General features: G+C 38.7%; 25 protein-coding genes and 1 pseudogene. 13 read left to right on the top strand and 13 right to left on the bottom strand.

Annotation, left to right across the window (positions count from 1 at the left end; translation table 11 throughout):
• Positions 1-326: 326 nt before the first annotated feature.
• The 5 genes from BI291_RS14565 to uvrA form a co-directional block, all read right to left on the bottom strand.
• On the bottom strand, positions 327-1,547 hold the full coding sequence (locus BI291_RS14565; RefSeq protein WP_175573135.1) for an RNA polymerase sigma factor: 1,221 nt from the start codon (positions 1,545-1,547) through the stop codon (positions 327-329).
• Complete coding sequence (locus tag BI291_RS14560) at positions 1,513-1,863, bottom strand: YciI family protein (protein ID WP_074499500.1); 351 nt, start codon at positions 1,861-1,863, stop codon at positions 1,513-1,515. The genes BI291_RS14565 and BI291_RS14560 overlap by 35 nt, the downstream gene beginning before the upstream one ends.
• A gap of 239 nt (positions 1,864-2,102) precedes the next feature.
• The gene (locus tag BI291_RS14555; RefSeq protein WP_074499499.1) at positions 2,103-2,579 is read right to left on the bottom strand and encodes a hypothetical protein; all 477 of its coding nucleotides are present in this window, start codon (positions 2,577-2,579) and stop codon (positions 2,103-2,105) included.
• 235 nt (positions 2,580-2,814) lie between these two features.
• Positions 2,815-4,326 (bottom strand): leucyl aminopeptidase, encoded by a 1,512-nt coding sequence (locus BI291_RS14550; protein ID WP_074499498.1) that lies wholly within the window; start codon positions 4,324-4,326, stop codon positions 2,815-2,817.
• Positions 4,327-4,562: 236 nt separating this feature from the next.
• Positions 4,563-7,385: an excinuclease ABC subunit UvrA gene (uvrA, locus tag BI291_RS14545; RefSeq protein ID WP_074499497.1), complete on the bottom strand. Its 2,823-nt coding sequence runs from the start codon at positions 7,383-7,385 to the stop codon at positions 4,563-4,565.
• Positions 7,386-7,527: 142 nt separating this feature from the next.
• On the opposite strand from uvrA, the gene BI291_RS14540 reads away from it, so the two are divergent.
• Positions 7,528-8,913, top strand: coding sequence for an MFS transporter (locus BI291_RS14540; RefSeq protein ID WP_074499496.1), 1,386 nt, complete (start codon positions 7,528-7,530; stop codon positions 8,911-8,913).
• 101 nt (positions 8,914-9,014) lie between these two features.
• Positions 9,015-9,605, top strand: a complete 591-nt coding sequence (locus BI291_RS14535) for a hypothetical protein (RefSeq protein ID WP_074499495.1) — start codon at positions 9,015-9,017, stop codon at positions 9,603-9,605.
• Positions 9,606-9,643: 38 nt separating this feature from the next.
• Here the strand turns inward: BI291_RS14535 and BI291_RS14530 are convergent, their stop codons facing one another.
• Positions 9,644-10,117 (bottom strand): GreA/GreB family elongation factor, encoded by a 474-nt coding sequence (locus BI291_RS14530; RefSeq protein ID WP_074499494.1) that lies wholly within the window; start codon positions 10,115-10,117, stop codon positions 9,644-9,646.
• 158 nt (positions 10,118-10,275) lie between these two features.
• On the opposite strand from BI291_RS14530, the gene BI291_RS14525 reads away from it, so the two are divergent.
• From BI291_RS14525 to BI291_RS14510, 4 genes are all read left to right on the top strand, one after another.
• The gene (locus BI291_RS14525) at positions 10,276-10,776 is read left to right on the top strand and encodes a porin family protein (RefSeq protein ID WP_074499493.1); all 501 of its coding nucleotides are present in this window, start codon (positions 10,276-10,278) and stop codon (positions 10,774-10,776) included.
• 176 nt (positions 10,777-10,952) lie between these two features.
• Positions 10,953-12,983 carry an FAD-dependent oxidoreductase gene (locus tag BI291_RS14520; protein ID WP_074499492.1) on the top strand — a complete coding sequence of 677 codons (2,031 nt, stop codon included), beginning with the start codon at positions 10,953-10,955 and terminating at the stop codon, positions 12,981-12,983.
• Between the two features lie 188 nt (positions 12,984-13,171).
• Positions 13,172-14,485 carry a CDP-diacylglycerol--serine O-phosphatidyltransferase gene (gene pssA, locus BI291_RS14515; RefSeq protein WP_074499491.1) on the top strand — a complete coding sequence of 438 codons (1,314 nt, stop codon included), beginning with the start codon at positions 13,172-13,174 and terminating at the stop codon, positions 14,483-14,485.
• Between the two features lie 93 nt (positions 14,486-14,578).
• Positions 14,579-15,454 carry an SMP-30/gluconolactonase/LRE family protein gene (locus BI291_RS14510; RefSeq protein WP_074499490.1) on the top strand — a complete coding sequence of 292 codons (876 nt, stop codon included), beginning with the start codon at positions 14,579-14,581 and terminating at the stop codon, positions 15,452-15,454.
• Between the two features lie 192 nt (positions 15,455-15,646).
• Here BI291_RS14510 and ssb read toward each other — a convergent pair whose 3' ends face one another.
• On the bottom strand, positions 15,647-16,312 hold the full coding sequence (ssb, locus tag BI291_RS14505; RefSeq protein ID WP_074499489.1) for a single-stranded DNA-binding protein: 666 nt from the start codon (positions 16,310-16,312) through the stop codon (positions 15,647-15,649).
• Positions 16,313-16,460: 148 nt separating this feature from the next.
• The gene (locus BI291_RS14500; RefSeq protein ID WP_074499488.1) at positions 16,461-16,865 is read right to left on the bottom strand and encodes a thioesterase family protein; all 405 of its coding nucleotides are present in this window, start codon (positions 16,863-16,865) and stop codon (positions 16,461-16,463) included.
• Positions 16,866-17,135: 270 nt separating this feature from the next.
• Between BI291_RS14500 and BI291_RS14495 the strand changes: the two genes are divergently transcribed.
• A complete protein-coding gene (locus tag BI291_RS14495; protein ID WP_083602081.1) occupies positions 17,136-18,680 on the top strand; it encodes an amidohydrolase family protein in 1,545 nt (514 codons plus the stop codon).
• A 119-nt stretch (positions 18,681-18,799) separates the two neighbouring features.
• On the opposite strand, the gene BI291_RS14490 is transcribed toward BI291_RS14495, so the two are convergent.
• The 4 genes and pseudogenes from BI291_RS14490 to BI291_RS14480 form a co-directional block, all read right to left on the bottom strand.
• The gene (locus tag BI291_RS14490) at positions 18,800-18,991 is read right to left on the bottom strand and encodes a hypothetical protein (protein WP_074499487.1); all 192 of its coding nucleotides are present in this window, start codon (positions 18,989-18,991) and stop codon (positions 18,800-18,802) included.
• Between the two features lie 144 nt (positions 18,992-19,135).
• Positions 19,136-19,687: pseudogene (locus BI291_RS18615) on the bottom strand (anhydro-N-acetylmuramic acid kinase).
• Complete coding sequence (locus tag BI291_RS18610) at positions 19,576-20,262, bottom strand: anhydro-N-acetylmuramic acid kinase (protein WP_254849592.1); 687 nt, start codon at positions 20,260-20,262, stop codon at positions 19,576-19,578. Before BI291_RS18610 ends, BI291_RS18615 begins: the two are co-directional and overlap by 112 nt.
• A 2-nt stretch (positions 20,263-20,264) precedes the next feature.
• Entirely contained in the window at positions 20,265-21,635 is a 1,371-nt protein-coding gene (locus BI291_RS14480) for a peptidoglycan DD-metalloendopeptidase family protein (RefSeq protein WP_254849591.1), read from the bottom strand.
• Between the two features lie 158 nt (positions 21,636-21,793).
• Here BI291_RS14480 and tyrS point away from each other — a divergent pair, with 158 nt between their 5' ends.
• The 6 genes from tyrS to BI291_RS14450 all read left to right on the top strand — a co-directional run bounded on the left by tyrS (position 21,794) and on the right by BI291_RS14450 (position 25,697).
• On the top strand, positions 21,794-22,993 hold the full coding sequence (gene tyrS / locus BI291_RS14475; protein ID WP_074499486.1) for a tyrosine--tRNA ligase: 1,200 nt from the start codon (positions 21,794-21,796) through the stop codon (positions 22,991-22,993).
• Between the two features lie 180 nt (positions 22,994-23,173).
• Positions 23,174-23,425, top strand: a complete 252-nt coding sequence (locus tag BI291_RS14470) for a hypothetical protein (protein ID WP_254849590.1) — start codon at positions 23,174-23,176, stop codon at positions 23,423-23,425.
• Positions 23,426-23,492: 67 nt separating this feature from the next.
• Entirely contained in the window at positions 23,493-24,032 is a 540-nt protein-coding gene (locus BI291_RS14465) for a DUF4136 domain-containing protein (protein ID WP_074499485.1), read from the top strand.
• Positions 24,033-24,040: 8 nt separating this feature from the next.
• The gene (locus BI291_RS14460; RefSeq protein WP_074499484.1) at positions 24,041-24,478 is read left to right on the top strand and encodes a hypothetical protein; all 438 of its coding nucleotides are present in this window, start codon (positions 24,041-24,043) and stop codon (positions 24,476-24,478) included.
• A 121-nt stretch (positions 24,479-24,599) separates the two neighbouring features.
• A complete protein-coding gene (locus BI291_RS14455; RefSeq protein ID WP_074499483.1) occupies positions 24,600-24,923 on the top strand; it encodes a ribonuclease E inhibitor RraB in 324 nt (107 codons plus the stop codon).
• 180 nt (positions 24,924-25,103) lie between these two features.
• Positions 25,104-25,697: an outer membrane beta-barrel protein gene (locus tag BI291_RS14450; RefSeq protein WP_074499482.1), complete on the top strand. Its 594-nt coding sequence runs from the start codon at positions 25,104-25,106 to the stop codon at positions 25,695-25,697.
• Here BI291_RS14450 and BI291_RS14445 read toward each other — a convergent pair.
• Positions 25,694-26,272 (bottom strand): trimeric intracellular cation channel family protein (locus BI291_RS14445; protein WP_074499481.1); only part of this gene is annotated, 579 nt, incomplete at its 5' end. The genes BI291_RS14450 and BI291_RS14445 overlap by 4 nt on opposite strands.

The raw sequence follows: 26,272 nt of genomic DNA, 5'->3' as shown, positions 1-26,272 counted from the left end.
AGGAGCTCTGCGACGAAGCTGAGAGTCGTACAGTAGGTGCTGGTGTTGTTTCTAAGATCATCGACTAATATCGATATCTAGTTCACATCGAACACCTAAAAAAGGTCGCGTCAGCGGCCTTTTTTGCATTTAAGTTCTGGCAGCTTCCCGGAGTTCCGAGATTAAAGGGGTCAGGTACAATTAATATAACTTTTCCATTGATGCTTCAGTCACTTATAATGTACCTGACCCCTTTAATTTCTAAAAAATCCATTCGCTATTATTTTGATCAATAAATAGCTGTGATATGGAAGTAGGTAAAGAATAGAGTATTAATTGGGATGTTTTTAGGCATTTAGCCTAGTTATCTTATCTATAATGAGTTGACGTTCGATCCGGTTTTTACTCAGTTTTAAAGCGTTGTGATAAGCGTTTATCGCTTGTGTTGCATTATGTTCAAGCTCAAAGGATTTTCCTAAAACCATATAATATGGCAAATAATTTTTCATTAGTTGCTCTATCGAAGCTAATTGGATTTTAGCCTTATTGACTTCCTTATTCATTAATAATGCGGCAGCATGATTAACGACAACTGCCGGTGATTGATTATATTCTCTGAGCTTTAAGTATAGTAACGAGATTTGTTGCCAGTCTGTGTTTTGAAAGTTCGATGATTGACAGTGAAGGCCTGAAATGGCTGCTTCAATATGGTAACTTGATACCGTACCGAACATCAGTGATTTCTGTAATAAAATATCAGCATTGTTAATGAGCTTTTTATTCCACAAGGAGCGATCTTGAATTTCTAATGAGATAAAATGGTGTTCATTTCTTGCTGGTATTCTAGCATAAGAAAAAGTCATTAAAGCTAGTAAAGCAAGTGCATTGGGCTTGCCACGAAATGTTCTACATAATGACGATAATAAATCGATTGCTTGTTTGCATAGTAAACTAACAAAAGATTTGGAGCCAGAATTTGAATAATAACCTTCGTTAAATACCAGATAAATCACTTTTAAAACACCAGAAATTCTTGCTTCTAAATGTTTAGCTGAGGGTAAGCTAAAATCAAAATTATTATTCTTGATTTTCCTTTTTGATCTAGTAACTCGTTGTTCAAGTGTCTTATGTGGAATGAGTAAAGCTGAAGCAATTGTTTTGTCATCAAATCCAAAAACAAACTTGAGCGTTAAAGCCACTTGATTGTCAATCGCAATAGTAGGATGACAACATGTAAAAATAAGGCTTAAGGTCGCATCTTCGAAATTATACGCTTGTTCAATGGTGAATGTTACGCTTGAACGATGCGGTTCAAATCTATTTTGTTTTCGCCAAGAGTCAATAGCAAAATTTTTGGCTGCACTTATTAACCAAGCCTTAGGGTTGTTAGGTATTGAATCCTTCCAGTGGGTAAGTGCTTTCTCACATGCATGCTGAAGAGAGTCTTGTGCTTGATCAAGATCACCTAACTGCCTAACGAGAACAGCTAATGCGGTTCCGTAGGCAGTGGTGATACATTCTTGTATTATCAAATTATTCAATAACCATAATTGGCCTAACTTCAACACAGCCATCTTTCGCGGATGGGATCCGGGAAGCAATCTCTACAGCTTCATCTAAAGAAGCCGCTTCTATAAGGTAATAACCGCCTAATTGCTCTTTTGTTTCAGCAAATGGTCCGTCGGTAAGAAGGGTTTCTCCATTTCTTACCCGAACAGTTGTTGCTGTTTCGGTTGGCATTAACGCTTCACCACCGATGTGGTTGCCAGTTGCTTCAATCTCTTCTGTAAATTTATGATAGTCTGCAAACAGTGCTTGGTTGGCTTGATCATCGCGCTGAGAAGCAAGTGACTCGGCCTCAAAGATTAAACATAAATATTGCATTTTACACTCCTTATTATTAGATAGTGACTAGATTATTATCTAGCTTCCCTTATAAGACGTTCGAATAAACAAATTTCCGACACTTGAATTAAAAATAATTTACAACGAGCGACTACTTATTGTTATTAGTCTATTTCGTTTATTGCTGTGCGCGTTGTATTCAGTCGGTTTGTATTTTTTGACTTTTAGATTAAAGGGGTCAGGTACAATTAACAATAATGTACCTGACCCCTTTAATCTTACATGAATGTATAAACTTGTATATTGTCGGCCGATTCCAGTATTTCAATTAATCTCGATTGTCCTCGAATATACTTATCTCCTTCATCGGCGCGTTTCCACATAGCATTCGTGATATTGTGATAAAAAGCCACATAAGGTGTGTTAAATTCAATTGCATTGGTGACGTTAGATATTTGCTCAATTGAAACATTTCGTTTGATGACGGGCTTTGCATAAAGCCTAATGAATGCCAAAATATCATCGGTAAATTCTATTTCTGTAGCAATTCTTAGGTAATTTAATACTTCTTGTTGTGTTAAATAACGTTCATTTTGCGTGTCGTAAATAAATAACGCAGGAAAACTGGGCTTTTGTCGATCCTCTTGTAATGCATAAATATTATTAAGTTCTTGCATTGGCACTTTAATGTTATTGGCCTGTACTGAGTTGAAGCTAAAAAATAATATCAATAGTAGTGTAGATAATTGTTTCATAATTAAATCCTTTTACGTTTTTATAGATGGCCTTACAGGTTTCTTGGTTGATTGCCAACATGCAATTAAAGTAACTTATACCTGTTGGTATAATTGATTTTTATTTTTAAAACATTTAGTGCGCACTTTTTAACCTACAAACCATTAATGAATAAGTCAACTAACCATTTCGTAGTTTTCAACAAAACAAAAAAAGAGCACCGAAGTGCTCTTGTTAGCGGAACAAACAAAAACTTTATTGGTTGTTTAAAATCCATTCAGATAATAAACGCACGCCGTAGCCTGTGCCACCTTTTGGTACTTCACCTTTATTAGATGATGCTAACGCGTTACCCGCAATATCAATGTGAGCCCATTTTACATCACCGGTGAAGTGTTGTAAGAACGTAGCAGCAGTTGTTGCACCTGGACCACCTGTGCCTGTATTTCTTAAATCAGCAATATTACTTTTTAACATATCGCCATAGCCTAGCGGCAAGCGCCATAAGTTTTCATTGACTTGCTTACCAGCAAAGGTAAGTTGTTTAACTAGTTCATCGTCTTCAGAAAATACCGCGGCATAATCATTACCCACAGCACGAACCTTTGAACCTGTTAATGTTGCTAAATCAACCAAAATACTTGGATTATATTTCTCTCGTGCATACCAAAGCGCATCAGAAAGTACTAAACGGCCTTCGGCATCAGTATTTGTGATCTCTACGGTTAGACCTTCAGCAGTACGTAAAACATCGCCAGGTGCTACTGAGTTTTCAGAAACCATATTGGCAGCCATTGCCATAATGGCTACAACGTTAACTTTTTCTTCGTTTAATGCTAATGCTTTTACTGTACCTAGAGCTGCAGCAGCACCAGCCATATCAACTTTCATGTGTGCAATAGAACTGTGAGTTTTTATATTATAACCACCGGAATCAAAGGTGATACCCTTACCTGCTATAGCAATTGGTGCATCGTTGCTGTTCTTATAATGTGCGATAACTAAACGAGAACCGTCTATACTTCCACGGCCTACAGCTTCTAAGGCACCCATACCAAGTTTTTTAATCTCTTTAGGGTCAAGTACAGTAACTTTTACACCTAGCTTTTTAAGCTTCTTCGCTTCTTTTACAAAGTCTACTGGCGTTAACTCTGTTGCGGTTTCACTGGTTAAGTCACGAGCCAAAAATACACCCGATTCTATGTTGCTTAATGGCTTATATGCTTTTGTTGTGTCACTACCGTTATTTACGTCAAAATAGAAAGATTTTTCTTGGCGTTTTTCTTTACGGTATTCGTCAAAGCGATAAGCTCTAAGACTAATGCCGTGAGCAATAAGGGCGGCAGTTTCTGCATTGTTTTCACCTACATTATCTGCGGCAACAGTGATGGTTTTGATGTGTTTTTGTTCTAACTTACCTGATAAATTACCACCAAGTTTGGTTGCTTTGTCTTTAGATAAGGCTTTATCGCCAGTGCCAACGACAATAACACGTTGGAAATCAAGGTTAGTCGGCGCTAAAATTTCCACCATGGAGCCATAATCACCTGAAAAATCAGCTGCGGCAATTGCTTTTTCTAGTTGACCGTTAGTTTGTGAATTGAATGCCTGAAAAGAACTGGTTGCAGAATCTTTAGCATGAAATACAACTAATGTATCGGTTGACTGTTTAACGGTTGTTTCAAAAGTAAAAGACTCTGCACTTGTAATGGCAGAAGCACCTAATAATGATAGGCTAAAAGCTAATTTAGTCAGTTTAGTTGGCATAAAATGTCCTTGTTATTAATGGTTATTTATCTGTGAGTTTTAATGATAATATTCTATCTAAGCTTGAATTAGTAGATGGGTTAGATGCGATAAACATGTGGTTATTCACGATAGTTTGATGTTCGTCGTAAGTATTACCAGCCAAATCAAAAAAGTGTTTCAAGAATAGAGTGTTTGTTTATTGATAAAAAGCGAGCAAGGCTCGCTTTTTAGGGTTTTAGCGATTACATTAATCGCTAAACAAGCTGTTTAAGAAAACGGGCAGTATGTGAGGTTTTATGTTTAGCAACCTCTTCTGGTGTTCCTGTTGTCAGTATCTCACCGCCGCCAGAGCCGCCTTCTGGACCAAGGTCTACTATCCAATCTGCAGTTTTAACCACATCAAGGTTGTGCTCGATGACCACAATAGTATTACCGTGATCTCTTAAACGGTGTATGACTTCGAGCAGTTTTTTGATATCGTGGAAATGCAGCCCCGTGGTTGGTTCATCTAAAATATACAGTGTACTACCCGTATCACGTTTAGACAGCTCTTTTGAAAGTTTCACCCGTTGTGCTTCACCACCTGAAAGTGTAGTGGCTGATTGACCTAATTTAATATAGCTTAAACCAACATCCATTAATGTGTGTAATTTACGTTTAACGGCAGGGATGGCAGAAAAAAATTCAAATGCATCTTCAATGGTCATATCTAATACTTCGTGAATATTCTTGCCTTTATATTTTACTTCTAACGTTTCGCGGTTGTAACGCTCCCCTTTACAAACGTCACAAGGTACGTAAACATCAGGTAAGAAATGCATTTCCACTTTTATTACGCCGTCACCTTGGCATGCTTCACAACGACCACCCTTAACGTTAAAGCTAAACCTACCTGGCTTATAACCGCGTGAACGTGCTTCTTGAGTGCCAGCGAAGATATCACGCACATTGGTAAAAATACCGGTATAGGTAGCAGGATTTGAGCGAGGTGTACGACCGATTGGGCTTTGGTCAATATCAATCACTTTATCCAATAATTCTAAACCACTAATTGATTGATAAGGTGATGGCTCAGAAGTGGTTGCTCCGTTTAATGCCGTATGGGCTAATTTATATAACGTATCGTTGATCAACGTTGATTTACCAGAGCCCGAAACACCGGTAACACAAGTCATCAAGCCAATAGGAATAGTAAGATCAACATTTTTTAAGTTATTACCACTAGCACCAAGCAATGTTACAACTTGTGTCTTATCAAAAGGAGTGCGCTTTTTAGGAATAGCTATTTTCTCTTTTCCAGAAAGATATTTTCCTGTTAGTGATTCTTCACTCGCTAAAATATCATCTACCGTACCAGAAGCGATAATATTACCACCGTGCACACCAGCTCCGGGGCCAATATCAATAACATGATCAGCTGCGCGGATAGCGTCTTCATCGTGCTCAACGACAATGACTGTGTTGCCAAGATCACGTAGGTGAATAAGCGTACCTAATAAGCGTTCGTTATCACGTTGATGTAATCCGATAGAAGGTTCATCAAGTACATACATTACACCCATTAAACCCGCACCTATTTGGCTAGCCAAACGAATGCGTTGTGCTTCACCACCCGATAATGTGTCTGCACTGCGAGAAAGGTTTAAATAATTGAGGCCTACATTAACGAGAAACCCTAAACGATCATTAATTTCTTTAAGAATTTTCTCGGCAATTTGCCCTTTTTGACCGGTTAAGTGTAATCCCTGGAAAAAAGCTAATGCGTCTGCAGTTGATTTTTCAGTAATGTGGTGCAGTGGCGTATTGTCGATAAATACATTTCTTGCTTCTAACCGTAAACGTGAACCATCACAATCTGGACAATGTTGACTGTTTAAGTATTTCGTTAATTCTTCTCGAACCGCATTAGATTCAGTTTCACGATATCGACGATCCATATTATTTAGAATACCCTCAAAAGGGTGTTTTCTAATGACAATATCGCCGCGATCATTCATATATTTAAATTCAATTTCTTCTGTGCCACTGCCGCGAAGCACGATATCTTGATGCTTTTTGCTGAGAGACTGAAAAGGTGCGTCTACTGCAAACTTATAGTGTTCAGCAAGTGCTTGTAGCATCTGAAAATAATAGAAGTTTCGTTTGTCCCATCCTCTAATTGCACCACCGGATAAACTTAATTCAGGGTTGGTTATAACGCGGTTAGCATCAAAGAATTGTTGAGTGCCTAGACCATCGCAGGTTTGACATGCACCGGCGGGATTATTAAAAGAAAATAGTCTAGGTTCTAATTCTTGCATGCTATAGCCACAATGCGGACAAGCAAAGTTGGCAGAAAACAGCAGCTCTTCTTTGTCAGGTTCATCCATAAAGGCGACCTTTGCTGTGCCAGCTGTTAATCCTAGTGCCGTTTCAAATGATTCAGATAAACGTAATTGAATGTCTTCACGTACTTTTAATCGATCAACAACAACTTCAATGGTATGTTTTTTATGTAGTTCTAGTGTGGGTGGATCAGATAAATCGCAAACCTCACCATCAATACGGGCGCGAATATAGCCTTGTGCTGCGAGATTATCTAATAGCTTTACATGTTCACCTTTCCTGTTTTGTAACACAGGAGCAAGAACCATCACTTTAGTACCTTCTTCAAGCGCTAGTACCTTGTCAACCATTTGAGAAACGGTTTGTGCCGACAAAGGTTGATGATGAGTAGGGCAACGAGGATCACCTACACGAGCGAAGAGTAACCGGAGATAATCGTATATTTCAGTAATAGTACCTACTGTTGAACGTGGATTGTGCGAGGTTGATTTTTGTTCTATTGATATAGCGGGTGACAAACCTTCAATATGATCAACATCGGGCTTTTCCATCAACGAGAGAAACTGACGCGCATAGGCTGATAATGACTCAACATAGCGTCGCTGACCTTCAGCATATAAAGTGTCAAAGGCTAATGATGACTTACCAGAGCCTGAAAGGCCTGTAATGACGATAAGTTTATCTCTTGGTAGATCTAAACTGATATTCTTCAAATTATGGGTACGTGCACCACGAACTTCTATTTTTCTCATAATGTTCCAACAGTAAATCGCAGCCAAACATTATGGCATAACTTGCAGGTGAACTGCATTAATAATATCCATTTTTGTTACGTGAATAGCCGTGGTAAACTAGCGCGGTTTTCGTTAGCTAGTCAGGTAGTTTGTTGTAAATATGGGTCACTCAGGATTAAATCAGATTGAGAAAAAAGCCGCTTTTTCATTAGCTGCTGTGTTTGGCTTGCGCATGTTAGGCCTTTTTATGATCCTACCTGTTTTTGCAATTTATGGTGAACAGTTAGTCGGTTTTAGTCCAATTTGGATTGGCCTAGCGATAGGCGCTTATGGCTTAACACAAGCGTTATTACAAATACCTATGGGCATGCTATCAGATAAATTTGGCCGAAAGCCGGTGATACTTGGTGGTTTGTTGGTGTTTTTACTGGGTAGTATTGTTGCTGCAATGTCAGAGACCATCTATGGCGTTGTATTAGGGCGAGCATTGCAAGGCATGGGGGCGATTGCTAGCGCAGTATTGGCATTAGCGGCTGATTTAACTCGAGAAGAGCAGCGTCCTAAAGTAATGGCCACCATCGGCATGTTTATTGGTTTATCTTTTACCGCTGCGATGATTGTAGGGCCTATTGTGGCTGAATCTTTTGGTTTGTCTGGGCTATTTTGGTTTATTGCTTTATTAACAATTGCGGCCATGTTGATGATCCAATTTATTGTTCCGTTTTCCGTCAACAAAGCGCCTCGTGGAGATAATGTTGCTTTACCCGCGCAACTAGGCAAAATCATACGTGAACCTCAGTTATTTCGATTAAACCTTGGCGTGTTTATTTTGCACATGGCACTTACAGCGTGTTTTGTCACATTACCAAAACAATTTGTGCAAGCAGGGTTAATGTTAGAAGATCATTGGCAATTGTATTTACCGGCGCTACTTGGTTCGTTCTTGTTAATGGTCCCGTTTATGATCTTCGCTATTAGAAAGCAAAAAGAAAAACAGATGTTCGCGAGTGCAGTTTTATTGTTAAGCGCATCTTTACTGTTTTTTTGGTATTTACCTTTAACATTAGTAACTCTAACAGTGCTAGTAGTGCTGTTTTTCACCGCCTTTAATTATTTAGAGGCGACCATGCCATCGTTATTATCTCGTATCGCACCTGCAGGCCAAAAGGGTAGTGTTATGGGCGTATATTCGAGTAGCCAATTTTTTGGGGCTTTTACCGGTGGGCTGTTAGGTGGAGCTATCGCTGTAACTTTTGGTGAATCGATGATTTTTCTTATAATGGCTAGCTTTAGCCTTTTATGGTTCATTGCTGCGATTGGTATGAAACCACTTAAAAAATCAAAAAGTTATAGCTTTTCTACCACGATAACAAATGAACAAGAAGCGAATGATGTTGTTAACCAGTTAGTCGTTTCCCCAGGGGTTATTGAAGCTACCTTAGTGCACTCTGAATCTGTAGCTTACTTGAAAATTGACGATAAAATCGCAGATTTAGCGCAGATAAAATTATTGTTGAAATCACCCATTAAGAAAGAAAGCGTATAGTTCTATTGTAATATTCACTCTTGTTTTATTTTTCGTTATCCAGTACCGTTAGGTAACTGCAAATAGGAAGCAGAATAACATTAATAAAACAAGGAGTTGTCATGTCCTATAAATCTTTATTTATTACCTGCCTTTTTTGTATTACTTTCAGTTCGTTTTCAGCATTAGCCGATAGACTTACGGGTGTATTAGAAGGTACGTATCTTGCCGTATCAGGCCATAGTACATCAAGGGAAGTAAGCCGCTTAACGATGGGAGAATCTCCTAGACAAGTCGGCAAATATAAGTTGGTACTTAAACGTGAAGGTTGGAAAGACCTGTCAAAAGAAGATAAAAAACGCATTAGAAAACGATTAGTGATCAAAGGCGAATTTACTGGCGTGATGGATATGTCAACTCACACATTAAACCATACGCTGGTTAACCAAGATAAATCAGGCACGCTATATTCGCATGGAGATTATTTAATACCTGAACAAGGTGATGCATACTGTAGCAACGGTGTTCCTTTAGCAGGTATCGAGCATATTAATTTTGTTAACGGTTCAGGCATTTATCAGCATTTAATCGTTGGAAAACTACAACTAAAAGCACAAGTGAATAATTGTCCAACAGAAGAAAATTTTTTACAAAATGAGTTTACCGTTATTGTTGGAAATGGCAGCTTAACTTTTGCTGCGACTGGCGAATAATCATAGTATTTCTTGGATGAGTGATTGAATAATGGTCATTACACTATGCTGATGATTTCATCATGCATGTTGTTTTCGCCAATACTTACAATCACTTCATCTCCTTCTTCTTTGCCCATTAGAGCTGCACCAATCGGGGAGCTAGGCGTAATAATAATCGTTGTTTGAATGTCTGCCTTAATCGTTAAGCCACCTCCTGCTGGACTAATGAAGTAGTGATGCTCTTGGCTTGCAAGTTGTATTAAAGACGCCATTGCTATCGTGTGATGTGGTTCAATAATCAAATTTGATACTTGGCTCATGGCTAACGACAGTTCGTTTACGCGGCGAGAGTGCCCCTCAGCTAGGTAACTAGCTTCTATTGCTAAGGTATCATATTGAGTTTCAGCCACTGATTGATCATCAATGGCTGCCAGATGGGCGTTTTTAGCCGCCTGCTTTGCTGCTTCTAAAGCATTTGCTAGCTGAACTAATAATGCTTGCTTAACTGTTTTTTTCTGTGAGATATCCATAGGAAAGCTGTGTCGCTCACTTATTAGCCGATAACGTGATTTGTAAAAATAATGTTAACTTTTTAATTGTTTTCCATGCTTTGGGCATTATAATGCGCGTCCTTTTGAGTAGAACATATTGTTTACAAAGGGAAGAAATCAATTATAAAGGATATTCCATGAAAAAAATAACATTAGCCTCATTATTCTCATTATGTGCTTTTACCGCTTCCGCTGAATGGTCTGGCGGCGTTGGCTATGCAAATTTATCAAATGACGACATCAATTTTGGGGCGTTAGTCGGTGAAGTCGCTTATAACGTACATAAAGAAGAAAAGTTCTCTTTGATCACAGGATTACGATACGGCATAGGCATTCAAGATGATAGTGTTCGCTATGCCAATACAACGATAGATATTGAATTAGATCGCTTTGTTGCTATCGATGTAAAAGTTCAGTTTGCCCTTAATGAGCAAGTGTATGCGTATTTAATGCCAAGTTATGGTAATGCAAAACTTTCTGCATCAGTTGTTGGTGAGTCAGTTTCTGAGGATGAATGGGAGTTTGGTTATGGTGGTGGTATTGGATATCAGTTTAATCAACAGTCAGCGATTGAAGCGAGCTATCAACAGTTTGATGATACTGATGTGTTAGGTGTGAGTTATACCTTTAAGTTTTAGACCATTGAGAGATTATCTCTATTAAACGAGACAGTATGTTAAAAAGGGCTAACGCGTTGTTAGCCCTTTTTTTATGATTACAAAGATAACATCTGACAGGTGTCAAAATAAAGCTTGAAATTTAATCGAACAGCTACTACCTTATAACAACTGGTTAGACCTTTAAGAGATGCATCATGCCAAAAAAATCACCTTTTCCACATATATTTCAACCCTTAGATCTTGGTTTTACAACATTGTCGAATCGTGTACTGATGGGATCTATGCATACCGGCTTAGAGGAAGAAAAAAACGGCTTTGATAAGTTAGCTGCTTTTTATCAAGAGCGTGCAAAGGGTGGTGTGGGCTTAATTGTCACTGGTGGTATCAGCCCCAATATTCGAGGGCGACTTGCCCCTTTTGGTTGCCAATTAAGTTATTTCTGGCAGGTAAATAAGCATAAAAAAGTAACGGAAGCTGTACATAAATATCCGACTAAAATATGTTTACAACTTTTACATGCTGGGCGTTACGCTTATCACCCATTTAGTGTTTCAGCGAGTAAACTCAAAGCGCCAATAAATCCGTTCACGCCAAGCAAAATGTCAGTTAGACAAATTAAGTCAACCATTAAAGATTTTGCGCATTCTGCAAAGTTAGCTGCTAAGGCTGGTTATGATGGCGTTGAAATTATGGGTTCAGAAGGTTATTTAATTAATCAATTTAGTTGTATACGTACTAATAACCGCACTGATGAATGGGGTGGCTCAATTGAAAATCGTATGAGATTAGCCTGTGAAATTGTTAAAGCGGTTAGAGCAAAAGTGGGTGAAAAATTTATCATTATATTTCGTTTATCTATGCTGGACTTTGTCGAAGGTGGAAACGAATGGCAAGACGTAGTGACGATGGCCAAAGCTATAGAAAAAGCAGGTGCAACCATCATTAATACGGGTATTGGTTGGCACGAAGCGCGTATTCCTACTATTTCAACTTCAGTACCAAGAGCCGCCTTTACTTGGATCACCGAAAAAATGAAACAAGAGGTTTCGCTACCGTTGGTGACAACTAACCGCATAAATACGCCGGAAGTCGCAGAAAAAGTGCTTGCAGAAGGGCAGGCTGATATGGTTTCTATGGCGCGACCCTTTTTGGCGGATGCTGATTTTGTCAACAAGGCGGCGGCTAACCATAGTGATCATATAAATACCTGCATTGCTTGTAATCAAGCGTGTTTAGATCATGTATTTAAGCAACAGCGTGCGTCTTGTTTAGTGAATCCACAAGCATGCTATGAAACAGAACTTGTGCTGAAAAAGGCACAAAAAGTTAAAAAATTAGCTGTTATTGGGGCAGGCCCAGCTGGTTTAGCCTTTAGTGTTTATGCATCGCAAAAAGGTCACCAGGTTACTTTATTTGATCAGGCTAATGAAATAGGTGGCCAATTTAATGTCGCCAAACAAATCCCCGGCAAAGAAGAGTTTTATGAAACATTACGTTATTTTAAAGTACAGTTGGAAAAGCATAATGTTGCATTAGTGTTAGGTGAGCAGCAATCGGTTGAAAGCATCGCCAAACAAGGATTCGACGAAGTGATTTTAGCCACGGGTATTACGCCTAGAAACTTGTCTATTGAGGGGGCAGATCACCCTAAAGTGCTTAATTATTTACAGGTAATAAAAGAAAAAATGCCTGTTGGAAATAAAGTTGCCATTATTGGGGCGGGTGGTATTGGCTTTGATGTTGGCTGTTACTTAGCAGAACAACATAGCTTGTCGAATGACGCAGATGCTTGGATGAAAAACTGGGGTGTTGATAAACAATATAATCAGGCAGGCGCATTGTTATCAAATGCTGCTCATCCACGTACTGAGAAAGAAATTTATCTATTACAGCGTAAAACCTCTAAGGTTGGTGCGGGTCTTGGTAAAACCACGGGTTGGATCCATCGAGCAACATTAAAAAATAATGGTGTTAAAATGTATAACGGTGTGTCGTATGAAAAGATTTCTGATCAAGGGTTACATATTACGCATGAGGGAAAAGCAAAAATTCTCGATGTAGATAATGTGATTGTTTGTGCAGGACAAGAGCCACAAAGGCAGTTATATGATGGATTGAAAAGCGCCAATATAACTACCCACCTTATTGGTGGTGCTGATGTCGCAGCCGAACTTGATGCCAAGCGGGCAATTCGTCAAGCACTAACACTTGCTATATCTGTATAATATAGTTTTAGTACAACGCTTATTAGGATTGACGTACCTAGCATGGGTCACTGTTATTTATGCTGCTGACATCATAAACTCATTTATTGTTTACATACGAATTGAGGTTACAGCCACTAGAACTTGCGTTGGCCATGTTAGGTTAATACACTCCACACATTGAATATTTCTAGTGGCCAACAGATTTTATGCAAATAAATGCGATTGAACTTCAACAAAAACATATTAATGTTATCTCGTCTGCAAAAGCGTTTGCCGCTGTTTTAAATGGCTTAATTGCTCAAGCGAAAAATCGCATTGTTATTTCAGCGTTATATCTTGAAAATGATCAAGCAGGCCAAGCTGTAATGATGCAGCTTGTTACGGCCAAACAAAAAAATCCTACCTTATCTATTTCTATTATTGTGGATGACCACAGAGCTCGCAGAGGACGCATTGGCGATAAAACAGCTGCCGGTAATTTGGTTAGTTACCAAGCTTTATGTCGCAAATATGATGTTGATATTGCCTTTTACGGTATACGGGTTAAAACGCGAGAGATCATGGGAGTGATGCACCTTAAAGGCATGTTTCTTGATGATACGGTGCTTTATAGTGGGGCAAGCATTAATAATGTTTACTTACATCACCATTCACAGTATCGCTTAGATCGTTATTATCAAATACAGAGCAAAGCTTTAGCTGATAGTATGTGTGATTTATTACTCACAAAAATAGTCGCTAAAGGCTTAGCAAGCTCGTTATTAGAATCAACAGTCGTTGATAAATCACAATTAAAACAGTTAAGCCAGCGTACTTTTTCAATGCTACGTCATGCACAATATCAACTTCCAAAGCAGCCCAAACAAGCTGAACTTTCGGTAACACCTGTACTTGGTTGTGGCAAAAAGCATAATGCCTTAAACGATTTATCACTATCGCTATTAAATGAGAGTAGCCGTTCTGTAGTGTTAATTACGCCATATTTTAATTTACCTAAAAAGATGATTAAAGCGATTACACTCGCAATGAAACGTGGTGTGTCAGTTAAAATTATCGTAGGTGATAAAGTCGCGAATGATTTTTTTATTGCCGATGAAAATGCTTTTTCAACGATTGGTATTATCCCGTATTTATATGAAAAATTGTTACGTCGTTTTGTTAAAAAATATCAAGCAGATATCAGCCAAGGGAAGTTAAACATACATGTATGGCAGGATGGCGATCATACTTTTCATGCTAAAGGTATGATTGTTGATGATAAATATCATTTACTTACCGGAAGTAACCTGAACCCGAGAGCGTGGAATCTTGATTTAGAAAATGCGATTTTATTGCAAGATCACCAAAAAGTGATGATGCAAACTATTACACAAGAGCTTGATAATATCGTAAAAAATACCCGAAAAATCACCGATGCGAGTATGCTTGATGAAGAGCTACAATACCCTGAAAAACCTAGAAAAATGATGAAGAGACTGACTTTTTCTAGAATTGATCGATTATTAAAACGCTTCCTTTGATAAGTAAAATCTCTTACCTTATAACTGAATGTTACTTCCGCCTACCGTGAACTGTGGTAACGTTAATTAAAATCAGTCACTTAATTAATATATATGAATTATAAACAGCTAGTTATCGGTAAATTTATTCTCTTAAGTTCTTTAGCGTGTACAGCAGGAACAGACACCACAGATTGGATGCCCGAGCAAAGCTTCACTCAAGGTGTTGAAGGGCCTGCCGTTGATCAATCTGGCCACTTATATGCCGTTAATTTCGAAAAACAAGGCACTATTGGTAAAGTTACCGCAAGAAACAATGCCGTGATTCATATCACATTAACTGATGGCTCTATTGGTAATGGTATTCGTTTCGACAAAGCTGGAACCATGTATATTGCTGATTATGTTAACCATAATATTCTAGCGTTAGAGAAAAACAGCGAAGATGTTAAGGTTTATGCTCATAATGATCAGATGAATCAACCTAATGATATCGCCATTATGGATAATGGTATTTTGTTTGCGAGTGACCCAAATTGGGCGGAAAACTCAGGTAATCTTTGGCGTATTAATACTGATGGTTCAACTTCATTATTGGAAAAAGAGATGGGCACTACAAATGGTGTTGAAGTAAGCCCAGATAATAAAACCTTGTATGTGAATGAAAGTGTGCAACGAAATGTTTGGCGATATGATCTAGACGCTAAAGGAAACATTAGTAATAAAACGCTTTTTCATCATTTTGAAGACCATGGAATGGATGGCATGAGAACCGACAAGGCAGGTAATCTGTATATTGCTAGATATGGTGCTGGCGTGGTTGCGGTATTATCGCCAAGTGGTCAATTAATAAAAACAGTTACTTTATCGGGTAAGCACCCTACTAACATCGCCTTTGGTGGTAAAGAAGGTAAGCAAGTGTTTATTACTATGCAAAAAAGAGGTGCGATTGAAACATTTAATAACGATATCGCGGGTAGAAATTATTAGCCTCGAACCGTGAGTTGGATGTGACTGACTAATACCTATAGAAAAGCCCCATAAAAATGGGGCTTTGCTCTTTTTAGGTTACAATAAACGCGATACTGTCAATTACCTAAATATTATTAAAAAATAAAACAAAAAGCCCTTATAAATAAGGGCTTAATTCTAATTAACTTAACAAAAGTACTTTTATATCATTTAGAACGGGATGTCATCATCAAAATCGATAGTTGGCTCTTGAGGGTTTACCTTAGCGTTTGACTGATTTTGTTGCTGAAAGCCGCCTTGCTGCGCAGGTTGTTGTGTCGGCTGCTGCTGATAACCTGATTGCGAACCACCTTGTGGTGAACTTTGCGCTGGCTGTTGATAACTTTGCTGCTGTTGTGGAGCTGGCTTTTGTTGATAACCTTGCTGTTGTTGCGCTGGTTGCTGATAAGCGGCTTGCTGAGGCGCTGCTGCCGGCTGTTGTTGGTATCCACCGCCTTGTTGCGAAGAAGACTGTTGATAGCCTCCTTGACCTTGGCCTCTTGAATCCAACATTTGCATTTCATTAGCAACAATTTCAGTGGTGTACTGATCTTGGCCTTGTTGGTTTTGCCATTTACGTGTTTGTAAACGACCTTCTAAATATACTTTTGAGCCTTTCTTCAAATATTCACCGGCAATTTCCGCTAAACGTTGATAAATAACAATGCGGTGCCATTCAGTTTTTTCTTTCTGTTCGCCAGTTTGTTTGTCTTTCCAGGTTTCAGATGTTGCTACGGTAAAGTTTGCAACGGCATTACCATTTGGCATAAAACGTACTTCAGGATCTTGCCCTAAGTTGCCAACAATAATGACTTTATTTATCCCACGACTGGCCATGTAATTCTCTCACTTTTATAATTCGTACAACTTAATAAGTTGTTGATAATAAAACAATTGTAACTTTCTCGTTAGCGGTTGTTTTATTTAGGTTAACAGAAAAGAGATCCATTCTAACACTGCTCTTTACAATGCGATAGATCCAATTTTAGTTCTTTAAATATTCCGTCATTTTTCCAGCGATATCTGTAGGAATTTTCGCTGTTTTTTGTGTTTGATAGTCAAAATGCACCATGACGGCTGTACCTGATGCTTTTAATTCATTTTGTTGCCATAACTCTTGATAAACATCAAAGGAAGAACTCCCAATTCGGCCAATATAAGTTCTAACTTCCATTTCATATTCATAATACATTTGACCATGAAAGGTTGCATCTATTTTGGCTAATATTAGGCGCCATTTTTGTAAATTCAAATCGGGCGTGAACCATTTAAATACTTCGTTTCTTGCACCTTCAAACCATATGGGGATCATCGTATTGTTAATGTGGCCAAGTGCATCTGTGTCGCAAAACCTTGGTTTGAATGATTCGTGAAAAAATTTATTAGTCATTAGTGTCCTTATTCTTTTGATCTATGATGTTCTGAGGCGTACAGCGTGGCTACTTTAATATTCTCTTGTGTATGTTACAACTTACTATTGTGCTTAACTGGGGGGGAGTGTTCATCGCAGTAAGCAGCGTAATCATCCTATTAAGATAGCATGATATCAATTTTGTGTTAGTCTTTTGAAAGTTCTTTAGCGCATATGACTTTGCTGTTTTAACGTAGGGAAAAGCCCTGTCTATAGCAATTCATAGGTTTTAATCAAAAGAGAATAATAATGAAAAAACTGACTATTTTATTTTTTACGTTCTACTGCACTTTTGCGTTTGCCGGTGCAGGTGACAAAGCTCCAGATAGAAAAGTAGGCCAAGGGCCTTATGAAAGGTTAATTCTGCGTGGTGGTATTGTGGTCAACGGTGAAGGTGCACCTGCAAGAGGGCCAATGGACATTGTGATCGAAAATGATCGTATTGTTCGCATGGTTAGTGTTGGTAACCCAGGTGTACCGATTAAAGAGGGTGGTCGGCCTAAAGCGCGAAAAGGCGATATTGAGTTAGATGTTTCTGGGCAATATATTCTGCCTGGTTTTATCGATATGCACGGTCATATTGGTGGAAGTGCTGACAATATTCCTGCGGAATATGTCTTTAAACTTTGGCTGGCACATGGCATTACTACGGTAAGGGAACCAGGTAGCTTTAATGGCGTTGATTGGGTGATGGATCATGTTAAACGTAGTGAAAAAAATGAAATTGCTGCCCCTAGAATTATTCCATATGTAGGTTTTGGTATGGAGAATAAGCAAGCAATTACTACGCCTGAACAGGCTAAAAAGTGGGTTAAATATATTGCTAAGCGTGGCGCTAAAGGGATTAAGTTTTTTGGTGCTCCACCAGCGATAATGGAAGCCGCGTTAACCGAAGCAAAACATCAATCGTTGGGTTCTATGATGCATCATGCGCAGTTGGAAGTGACAAACATGAATGTGATCGATTCAGCGCGTTTAGGTTTAACAACCATGGAGCATTGGTATGGTTTACCAGAGGCCTTGTTTGAGCACCAGCGTATTCAAGACTATTCACCAGACTATAACTACAATGATGAACAAAACCGATTTGGTGAGGCAGGCCGTCTATGGCAACAAGCAGCAAAACCAGGCTCTAAAAAATGGCAGCAGGTACGTGACGAGTTAATTGAGTTAGATTTTACCATTAACCCAACAATGACGATTTATGAAGCGAGTCGTGATTTAATGCGCGAAATGAACGCAGACTGGCACAAAGAGTATACCTTGCCAACGTTATGGGAATTTTTTCAACCCAATAAATATGCCCATGGTTCTTATTGGTTTGATTGGACGACAGATGACGAAATCGCTTGGAAGAAGAACTACCAACAATGGATGACATTTATCAATGATTATAAAAATCATGGTGGCAGGGTAACAACGGGTTCTGATGCTGGCTATATTTTTAAAATATATGGGTTTGGTTATGTGCGTGAATTAGAGTTATTACGCGAAGCAGGCTTTAATGCACTAGAAGTTATTCAATCGGCAACAATAAATGGTGCTCAAGCGCTTGGACTAGAAAAAGAGATTGGCTCTTTGCGTGTTGGTAAGAAAGCAGACATGGTGATTGTAGCTGAAAATCCTTTACGTAACTTTAAGGTATTGTATGGAACGGGTCACTTTCAGTTAGGCGACGATAATAAGCCGACAAGAAAAGGCGGTGTGAATTTTACGATCAAGGATGGCATTGTTTATGATGCTAAGGCATTGTTATCAGAAGTTCGTGCAATGGTTGAAAAAGCCAAACAATAATAAGGTCAAGTGATGCGTGCCTAGTGGTTAACCTGCGCACGTTCTTGTAAATATTAGCCGTGAAAAAGAAAAACCTCCTTTTCAGGAGGTTTTAATAATTTGGGTATATGCGCAAATTATTAATAGTAAGTATCTTCTCTATTGTGCGCTTGAGGATCTTCAATTAACTCATCAAAATTCACTTCAAAGCTATTATTGTCTTCGGTATTGGCAATATAAATGGTACGCGTAGAACCATCAATCCAAGTGACAGTACCACTACCTTTTTTACTACCACACTTCATGCCGATGTGAATGTCATTAAACTCCATATTTCCTCCTCAAATGCTGATAAATGCAGCACAACTGTTTGACGCTTTATAAATGCAATAGTTCAATTTAAGAACAAGTTGCGCATGTTTTTTCTACAGCGGGATATTTATTATATGGTGAAAAAAAAGTAGGTCTATACAAAGTTAAGGGGTAAATTCAATTCCTAAGATTGTTTGTCTTGAGGCCCCCGTTACATCGGGTATCTGGTTATAGATTTTTTTGTCATAAGCGTAGGCGAGCCAAGCAAATGCACTCGCTTCGAACGCTTGATTATTCAGGCCTAATGAATGAATATCATTGACAGTATGTCGTTTAAGTTATTGTTTTAATAACTTATAACAGTGTAATTTGTTGATTCCACCACCGCATAAATATACGAAACTCTTCGGGGATAATTTATCTACTTCATTGGCAATTGTTGTGGCTGTTAATTGCGCTAACGTTGCCTGAATATCGTTAGGTATCCATTTAGGGTTTAGTTGTAACGCTAACCAATCTAATGTGAAATATTCCCGACCGGTGCTTTTAGGAGCAGGCTTAGTGAAGTAAGGATCAGCAAGTAAACACGCCAATAACTCAGGGATCACTTTACCTGAAGCTGCCCAGTGCCCATCTTCATCATGCCTTTTATGCAAATGCTTGTAACACCAAGCATCAAGTAGTGCGTTTGCTGGCCCAGTGTCAAATCCAAGCACTTTTTTTCTTTAGAACTCGGTAAGTAAGTGAGATTGGCGATACCTCCTAAGTTCACAATAAACGTATCATTATCACGTTCTTCAAATAAAAATTGATGGAATGCGGGAACAAGAGGCGCGCCTTGACCGCCCAATACAACGTCTTTCGTTCTAAAGTCACCGATAACACGTAGTTCAGATAAGCAAGATAATGTTTGATTACAGCCGATTTGCAGCGTAAAAGGCACAGAATTAATGGTGGTCTTTTCTGGTCGATGGCGAATGGTTTGTCCGTGATTTCCAACAGCAATAATTTGCTCACGAGTAATACGATATTTTTCGAGTAACGTATTGATTGCTTGATGATAAAAGTGAGCCAGCTCAACCGATAAGCTTGCCATAAGGTCTATATTGTCGCCTTTAGGCTGATATAAACGGGTAACACGAGAGTGTAATGTATCGGTATAAGGGTGAAATACATGGCCAATTAATTGGGTTTTTTCACGACCTTTTTTTGTTTCATCAAAAGCCACTAAAGCTAAGTCAGCACCATCTGCACTTGTGCCTGACATGATGCCGATATAATAGCGTTGCATGGTTAAGGCGCTTGGTTACCTGACGATTCGAGATTATTTAACGCGAGTTTAGAAGTATTTAATTCAGCTAAACGTTGTTTCGCTACAAGGGCAAACTCATTTGCATGCTTTTTATCGATAGGTTGAGCATCGGGTAACTGAACAGTTCGTGGGTTACGATGGATGCCATTCAATAAAAATTCGTAATGTAGATGTGGTGCTTGAGACATGCCAGTTGAGCCAACATAGCCAATAACTTGTCCTTGTTTAACGCGTTGCCCTTTTTTAACCGCACGTTTAGAAAAATGTAAGTATTTAGTAACAATGCCATTACCGTGCTGAATAAACACATAGTTACCATTATATTTGTTGTAAGTTGAGTGAGTTACTTTTCCGTCGCCAGAAGCAACAACAGGGGTGCCTGTACTTGCGCGGTAGTCAGTACCTCTGTGGGCCTTCCAACGCTTTTGGATCGGATGAAAGCGTCTCGGTTTGAAATTAGAGCTGATATATTTGAATGACACAGGCGCTCTTAAAAAAGCTTTACGCATACTTCTGCCATCAGGGGTATAGTAGCGGCCATCTTTATAACGGATTGCTTGAAAGGTATCACCTTGGTTGTTGAACTCTGCGGCTAAAATTTTTCCGGTGCCAATAAACTCACCTTCAACATAACGCTTTTCATAAACGACATGAAAGCTATCGTTTTCGCGGATGTCTAATGCAAAATCTATATCCCAACCGAAGATATTTGCTAGATTAATAATTTGTGCGTCATCTAAACCAGCGTTAACGCCAGCGGTCCAAAAGTTAGATTTAATTGTACCGTGCGCCGTGAACTCAATGGTATCAACTGACTTCTTTTCTTTTCGAGCGACAAAGCCTTGTACAGAGTCAGTGATAAATAACGTTTCAGTTTTTGATATTGAATATTCTAATGCGACTAAATCGCCATTTTCATTTTCGCCAATTTGTAACGTGTCACCAACATTAATTTTACGTAATAATTTGCCAAATTCACCTTTTGCATGACTCACCTTATGAGTTACCTGTGCGTTATGGCCAAATCTTTTTAATATTTTTGCTAACGAATCGCCAGATTTTACTTTCGCGGTGTGCCAGCTTAAATGAGGGATGCTGTGCTGTTCAATCGCATTTTCTTGCGTTGTTTGTTCCGTCTCTATTTCTGTAGAAAGATCTACGTTTTGTGTGTCAGCAGGAAGTGGTAGCTGGTAACGTTCACCAATTTTTAATGAAGAATGCTCTGATTGACGGCTCGCTGTTGCCTTTTCAGACGGTAAAAGCAAGATAAAAAGTAGCAAAACGCTCGCAGCAGAAAGCAAAACTTTGTGCTGTTTAGGTAAGGAGAGATATAAATCTTTTATATTTTTCAAATGGATACAGCCTTCACTACAAATTTAATTACAACATCCATCGGTTACTATAGCAAAATATTATACGGATAAACAATCATAGGGTTTTAACTTGTTGCGTATTTACAGTAGAATTCTGCCCTTATTTATTTTTTGAAACCACCAAATTGGAGCCAACCATGTTAGATGTCAGCCAAGCGTTTGCAGAATTAAAGCGCGGTGCCGAGGAGATCTTGCTTGAAGATGAGTTGCTTGAAAAACTCAAAACAGGCAAGCCGTTAAAAATTAAGGCAGGGTTCGATCCAACAGCTCCAGATCTGCATTTAGGGCACACTGTTCTGATCAATAAATTGCGTCAGTTCCAACAGCAAGGGCACGAGGTTATATTTTTGATTGGTGACTTTACCGGTATGATTGGTGACCCAACGGGTAAAAATGTGACTCGTAAACCATTAACTAAAGAAGATGTACTAGCAAACGCCGAAACGTATAAAGAGCAAGTCTTTAAAATACTCGACCCTGAAAAAACGCGCGTCGAATTTAATTCAACGTGGATGGATAAACTTGGTGCTGACGGTATGTTGAAATTAGCGTCACGGCAGACAGTAGCGCGTATGATGGAGCGTGACGACTTTAAAAAACGCTATACTAACGGACAAGCGATTGCGATTCACGAATTTATGTACCCATTAGTACAAGGCTGGGATTCAGTAGCACTTGAAGCCGATGTTGAATTAGGCGGTACCGATCAAAAATTCAATTTATTGATGGGGCGTGAATTACAAAAATCTGAAGGTAAGCGACCACAAACAGTATTGATGATGCCATTATTAGAGGGGTTAGATGGCGTACAAAAGATGTCTAAATCGCTGAACAATTATATCGGTATTACAGATTCTCCAACAGATATGTTTGGCAAGATCATGTCTACATCTGATGATTTAATGTGGCGTTATTATCAATTGTTAAGTTTCAAATCTATTGATGTGATTGAAAGCTATCAGCAACAAGTTGCAGAGGGTGCTAATCCAAGAGATATAAAAATTGAACTAGCAAAAGAAATTATTGCGCGATTTCATGATCAAGAGGCTGCTGAAAAAGCCCATAAAACTTTTATCGAGCGTTTTCAAAAAGGTGCAATGCCAGATGATATGCCCGAGCAAACCATTGCAAGTGATCAAGGGGAGTTACCAATTGCAAATTTACTTAAAGATGCAGGGCTTGTAACAAGTACATCTGAAGCGATGCGAATGATCAAGCAAGGAGCTGCGAAAATAGATGGTGAAAAAGTTGTAGATAATAAGTTGAAAATTCAAGCGGGTAGTACAGCTGTTTATCAAGTAGGCAAACGCAAGTTTGCGAAAATAACATTAAGTTAATGAGAAAGTCGGCTTAGCCGGCTTTTTTTTACCTTTTTGTCAGGTATTTTTACAAATAGTGAACTTGAGTAAACTTTAATTTTTTAACCTTTTGATTTTTACGTGTTAATTATAGTTGGAATGTAAAGTGCTTGCTTAATTTATGACAGTACTTTTCATAAATTAACATTGAGAGCAGCCATGGAAGACCGCCAGTTTAGGGATCCATTGATTGAAAGAAGACATCAACAATGTCAGCAAGAAGGATTATGGGAACGCTTGAGTATCGCACAGAAATTTTCAGCAAGTAGCTTAATTAAATACGGTTATAAATTGATGTTTATTCGTCACGCTGCGCATACTAGCTTAGCGATAATGTTACTTGATGAAAAGATTACAACAATAAGTAGTGATGGGGAAATAAACACTTCACCAGATATACAGTTGAGATAGAAAGAGAATACTTGAAATTTTGCTGTATCACTTTACTCTGTAGTAAAGCATTTAACTGTATTTGATAATGAAGAAAAAGCTGTCGCTGCTGTTCATATTATGCACGCTAATAGGGTGTAGCATAAAGCCTACATACCAAGCAAAACATGCCAATAATGTCGATTTTTTCGCATTATCTATGTACAGCCTTTATGATAGAAACTCTGTTTTTAGTGACTATCAAAACATGTCTGATACGACTCGAAATAGCATTGAAATTGCCATTGAAAAAGCCTTTGATGCTCAGGGGTGGCAATATAAATCTCCAGACAATGCCCAAGTTATCGTAGCGTATCACCTAGTTGATCGCTTAGCTGAATTGAAGAAATATAATAGAGGCGTTAAATATTGTTTACCTTGTCTTCCGGTACAGGTGCCTGAAAAACAAAATAGGCATCAAGTAATGCAACCTGGCACATTGATACTTGATATGGTTGATGTGAACCATAATCGTACGATATGGCGAGGTGTGAGCCGTTTGAAAATCAATGAACGAGATCATAGTCTTGAAGCCCAAGATAAAATTGAACAAGCAATTATTGGCTTACTTGATACCGTTCCGAAATAGGTAAATCTATGTTGAAATGGTTAGTGATCATTGTGGGCACAATTATTAGCTTTTTGCTGGTGGTAGCTATCATTGGTTATCAACTCAAAAGTAACGAAGAAAAGAATCGCGCCTACTTAGAACAAAAACATAACAAGCAAGCTGATTTAATTGAGCGGCAAGTGAAAAAGCTGAGTGTTGCCCCTGAACAAATACTTTCTTTTGAGCAAACGAATAGTTATCAAATAATAAAACAGCATTTAACGTGTATTAATAACCAACAATGTAAAGCGGTGAAGGTCTCGTTTGCTGACCAGTCTTGTTTACTGGCAATCAACAGTATTGGCGCAGCTCGACTTTTAAAAGCCGCACCAACAGAACAAGTAGGTTCGTGTCCAAGCATCAGTGTTAACACCGAGGCCGTATGTTTAGATAATGTGTGTCAGCTTAAAAAAATGCGCAACTAGCACTAGCGCCGTCACATAAGCAAGGTATACTAGTGGGGATAGCGTGATTGGAACTTTTACCTCTTGGTATTCTATCAATCGCAGCGCACATTTATTTATAATAAGCATGTAACGAATCCCTATGACATTTCCAAACGACGAAACCGGCCAAGTGCTAACTGAAATGCAAAATGCAGGCATCGATTTAAGCATAATTCATTCAGTAGTTTTTTTTCAACTTTTTGAAAAAGAAGAACAAGCTAGAGCAATGGAGAGTTACCTAAAGCAGAAAGTGCCAGATATGCAGGTAAAAGTACATCCAGATCAAACCCCTAACGTATGGGATGTTGATTGTACTGTTAACATGTTACCAGATTATGATGCCATCACTGCTCAAGAAGCACAGTTTGAACAGATAGCTGCTAAATTTGATGGTTATAATGACGGTTGGGGAATTGAAGTATAACGCTAAAACTTAATGATGGTTTACGCTGGTATTCGCTTAAAAGCAAGTTGTAACATTCCGTCTCTGATTACAAATAAGGCACTTTTTTTTACAAAAATTGACAACTTGTAGACACTTGAACAACAGTGTTTTTTGGGTTCTATTGGCATCATATTTTCCAATAATTATTAATGGGAAAACATGATGAAACACACGCTTCTTTCTTTACTTATTTTAGCGGGTATTAGCACACCTGCTTTGGCAGAAAATAACACTAAACACTCTGTTGGCTTACAAATTGGCGGTGGAGGCCTTGATTATAAAGGCAAAGATACTGATAGCCAAGGCGTTGCTAAATCTTACTTTTACTACAATTATAAATTTTCTCATTATTTTTCTGCTGAAGTAGGCTTGGTCGGCGCAGAAGATATTGATGATTGGGAATGTAAGAAAAATGCTGATGATGAATTTGTTTGCTATTCAGATGACAGCGATGATTTTGAAATAGTCGCTGATGATTTTGACTTTGGCTCGGTAGTGGTCGCGATTCGTGGTGAACTACCGCTATCTAAACACAATAGTTTGTATGGCAAAATTGGTGCTGAATTTTACGATTATGAATTTGGTCTAATGCGAGAAAAAACCATTAAAGAGGATGGAACAGGCTTATTTGCTGAATTAGGTTGGCAATATCGTTGGAATAATGGCATAGGATTAAGCGCAAGTTATCAATTTCATAATGTTGGTGATTTAGAAATGAAAGGCTTAAACCTTGGTATTAGTTACGCATTCTAGTCATTTTTACTGCCAGCCTGTTGTTGGTCGGCAATATTAAAGGCAGGTAGCGATACCTGCCAATAAATAGCAGCTAACCTTAAGGCCAATGCACCAACTATGGCAACAATAAGGGAAACATTTTCGGTAAAGCCAATAGTCTGCAAGCCAATAAATAATATACCGCCAAGCATTGCCGCTAAGGCGTATATTTCTTGGCGAAGAATAAGTGGTATAACGTTGCAAAGTACGTCTCTTATCATACCGCCAGCAACGCCAGTGATCATGCCCATGACTATTGCAACCGTTATTGAACTACCTAAACTCAGTGCTTTTTCGGTACCTAAAACGGCAAAAAGTGCTAATCCAAAGGCATCAGATATTAGTAAAAATCTTTTTGGGATACGTGTTGGGCGGCGTATAAAAAGAATGGTTAAAATAGCGGTGAGTAAAATAACATAAAGGTAAATTGGACTTGCCACCCAAAAAACAGGCGTGTCTAAAATAACATCTCTGATCGTCCCGCCGCCAATGGCGGTAACGGCGGCTAGCACTACAACCCCAAATGGATCAAGTTGATACCGCCCTGCCATAAG

Origin of the sequence: Thalassotalea sp. PP2-459 (assembly GCF_001913705.1) — a bacterium.
In the GTDB taxonomy this organism is placed as follows: domain Bacteria; phylum Pseudomonadota; class Gammaproteobacteria; order Enterobacterales; family Alteromonadaceae; genus Thalassotalea_C; species Thalassotalea_C hakodatensis.
The sequence above is the reverse complement of the archived record's forward strand: the minus strand, read 5'-3'. Positions and strand labels throughout refer to the sequence as shown.

What these genes read in the sequence shown, in the direction of transcription:
- BI291_RS14560 (WP_074499500.1), bottom strand. Translation starts at nt 1,863, where the DNA reads ATGCAATATTTATGTTTAATCTTTGAGGCCGAGTCACTTGCTTCTCAG.
- BI291_RS14555 (WP_074499499.1), bottom strand. Translation starts at nt 2,579, where the DNA reads ATGAAACAATTATCTACACTACTATTGATATTATTTTTTAGCTTCAAC.
- BI291_RS14550 (WP_074499498.1), bottom strand. Translation starts at nt 4,326, where the DNA reads ATGCCAACTAAACTGACTAAATTAGCTTTTAGCCTATCATTATTAGGT.
- uvrA (WP_074499497.1), bottom strand. Translation starts at nt 7,385, where the DNA reads ATGAGAAAAATAGAAGTTCGTGGTGCACGTACCCATAATTTGAAGAAT.
- BI291_RS14540 (WP_074499496.1), top strand. Translation starts at nt 7,528, where the DNA reads ATGGGTCACTCAGGATTAAATCAGATTGAGAAAAAAGCCGCTTTTTCA.
- BI291_RS14535 (WP_074499495.1), top strand. Translation starts at nt 9,015, where the DNA reads ATGTCCTATAAATCTTTATTTATTACCTGCCTTTTTTGTATTACTTTC.
- BI291_RS14530 (WP_074499494.1), bottom strand. Translation starts at nt 10,117, where the DNA reads ATGGATATCTCACAGAAAAAAACAGTTAAGCAAGCATTATTAGTTCAG.
- BI291_RS14525 (WP_074499493.1), top strand. Translation starts at nt 10,276, where the DNA reads ATGAAAAAAATAACATTAGCCTCATTATTCTCATTATGTGCTTTTACC.
- BI291_RS14520 (WP_074499492.1), top strand. Translation starts at nt 10,953, where the DNA reads ATGCCAAAAAAATCACCTTTTCCACATATATTTCAACCCTTAGATCTT.
- pssA (WP_074499491.1), top strand. Translation starts at nt 13,172, where the DNA reads ATGCAAATAAATGCGATTGAACTTCAACAAAAACATATTAATGTTATC.
- BI291_RS14510 (WP_074499490.1), top strand. Translation starts at nt 14,579, where the DNA reads ATGAATTATAAACAGCTAGTTATCGGTAAATTTATTCTCTTAAGTTCT.
- ssb (WP_074499489.1), bottom strand. Translation starts at nt 16,312, where the DNA reads ATGGCCAGTCGTGGGATAAATAAAGTCATTATTGTTGGCAACTTAGGG.
- BI291_RS14500 (WP_074499488.1), bottom strand. Translation starts at nt 16,865, where the DNA reads ATGACTAATAAATTTTTTCACGAATCATTCAAACCAAGGTTTTGCGAC.
- BI291_RS14495 (WP_083602081.1), top strand. Translation starts at nt 17,136, where the DNA reads ATGAAAAAACTGACTATTTTATTTTTTACGTTCTACTGCACTTTTGCG.
- BI291_RS14490 (WP_074499487.1), bottom strand. Translation starts at nt 18,991, where the DNA reads ATGGAGTTTAATGACATTCACATCGGCATGAAGTGTGGTAGTAAAAAA.
- BI291_RS18610 (WP_254849592.1), bottom strand. Translation starts at nt 20,262, where the DNA reads ATGCAACGCTATTATATCGGCATCATGTCAGGCACAAGTGCAGATGGT.
- tyrS (WP_074499486.1), top strand. Translation starts at nt 21,794, where the DNA reads ATGTTAGATGTCAGCCAAGCGTTTGCAGAATTAAAGCGCGGTGCCGAG.
- BI291_RS14470 (WP_254849590.1), top strand. Translation starts at nt 23,174, where the DNA reads ATGGAAGACCGCCAGTTTAGGGATCCATTGATTGAAAGAAGACATCAA.
- BI291_RS14465 (WP_074499485.1), top strand. Translation starts at nt 23,493, where the DNA reads ATGAAGAAAAAGCTGTCGCTGCTGTTCATATTATGCACGCTAATAGGG.
- BI291_RS14460 (WP_074499484.1), top strand. Translation starts at nt 24,041, where the DNA reads ATGTTGAAATGGTTAGTGATCATTGTGGGCACAATTATTAGCTTTTTG.
- BI291_RS14455 (WP_074499483.1), top strand. Translation starts at nt 24,600, where the DNA reads ATGACATTTCCAAACGACGAAACCGGCCAAGTGCTAACTGAAATGCAA.
- BI291_RS14450 (WP_074499482.1), top strand. Translation starts at nt 25,104, where the DNA reads ATGATGAAACACACGCTTCTTTCTTTACTTATTTTAGCGGGTATTAGC.